This is a genomic window from Streptomyces sp. AC550_RSS872 (assembly GCF_019049285.1).
Classification (GTDB): Bacteria; Actinomycetota; Actinomycetes; order Streptomycetales; family Streptomycetaceae; genus Streptomyces.
Genome location: NZ_JAGMUL010000114.1, coordinates 158,287 through 159,511 on the forward strand (window position 1 = coordinate 158,287; position 1,225 = coordinate 159,511).

The window sequence follows — 1,225 nt, forward strand, 5'->3', positions numbered from 1 at the left end:
CCGACTGTCCTGGGCCAGCGCCCGCGCCATGGCGACCCGCTGCCGCATACCGCCGGACAGCTCGTGCACCCGCTTGCCGTACGCGCCCTTCAGCCGGACCAGTTCGAGGAGCTCCTCGGCCCGCTCGCGCCGCTCGGCCTTGGCGACCCCGCGCAGCTTCAGGGCGAGTTCGATGTTCTTGCCCGCGGTCAGCCACGGGAACAGCGCGTGCTCCTGGAACATCAGCGCCGGCCGGCCGTCGGTGGTGATGCTGCCCGCACTGGGCCTGTCGAGCCCGGCGACCAGGTTCAGCAGCGTCGACTTGCCGCAGCCGGACGCCCCGAGCAGGGTGACGAACTCGCCGGGCGCGACATCGAGCGTGATGTCGTCGAGGACGAGCTGCTGCCCGGCGGGGCCGGCGAAGGACTTCGAGACGTGGTCGATGCGCGCGGCGTGCTCGACGGACGCATCCGTGTCGGCGGCCTTGGCGAGGGCGGTAGCCATGGTCGTCACCTCCTGGGAGAACTCGCGGAATCCGGAAACGGGACTTACTCGACGCCGAGCCCGGCGTCGTCGACCTCGGGTTCGCCCTCGGCCTTGAGGACCTTGTTCAGCGGTGTCAGGTCGTAGATGCCGGTCAGGTCCGGCTTCTCCAGCAGCCCCGCCTCGACCGCATGGTCGGCCTCGGTGTCGAGCGTGGCCGCCAGCGGGTCGTCCGTGACCTGGATGGACTGCCACGCCGGGTCGAGGACATCGGACGGCAGCGCCTTGCCCGTGTCGGTCTTCAGCTGCGCGTTCGCCGCGGCCTTCGCCTTCTCCGGGTTGTCCTCGATCCACCGGTTGGTCCGCACCGAGGCACGCAGTACGGCCTCGACGGCCTCGGGGTGCTCCTTGAGGAAGTCCTGCCGCACGATGACGTTCGTGATCACGAACTTCTTGTCGGGCCACAGGTCGGCCTCGTCGAGGAGCACCTTGGCGCCCTCCGAGACCAGCTTGGACGCGGTCGGCTCCGGCACCCACGCGCCGTCGATCGAGCCGGACTTGTAGGCGTCGGGCGTGATCTTGTTGTCCGTGCGGACGACGGACACGTCGCCCTTGCCGCTCTCCGCGTCGACCTTCCAGCCCTGTTCGGAGATCCAGTTGAGGAACGCCACGTCCTGGGTGTTGCCGAGCTGCGGGGTGGCGATCTTCTTGCCCTTGACGTCCTTCAGGGACTTGATCTTCTCCGGGTTGACGACGAGCTTCA

2 protein-coding genes are annotated in these 1,225 nt (G+C 68.9%); both read right to left on the reverse strand.

Annotated features, from left to right (window positions below):
• Positions 1-483, reverse strand: a 483-nt coding sequence (locus tag KUM44_RS32810) for an ABC transporter ATP-binding protein (RefSeq protein ID WP_217213387.1), incomplete at its 3' end; no start/stop codon positions are given.
• A 44-nt stretch (positions 484-527) separates the two neighbouring features.
• Positions 528-1,225 (reverse strand): ABC transporter substrate-binding protein (locus KUM44_RS46050; RefSeq protein ID WP_254390448.1); only part of this gene is annotated, 698 nt, incomplete at its 5' end.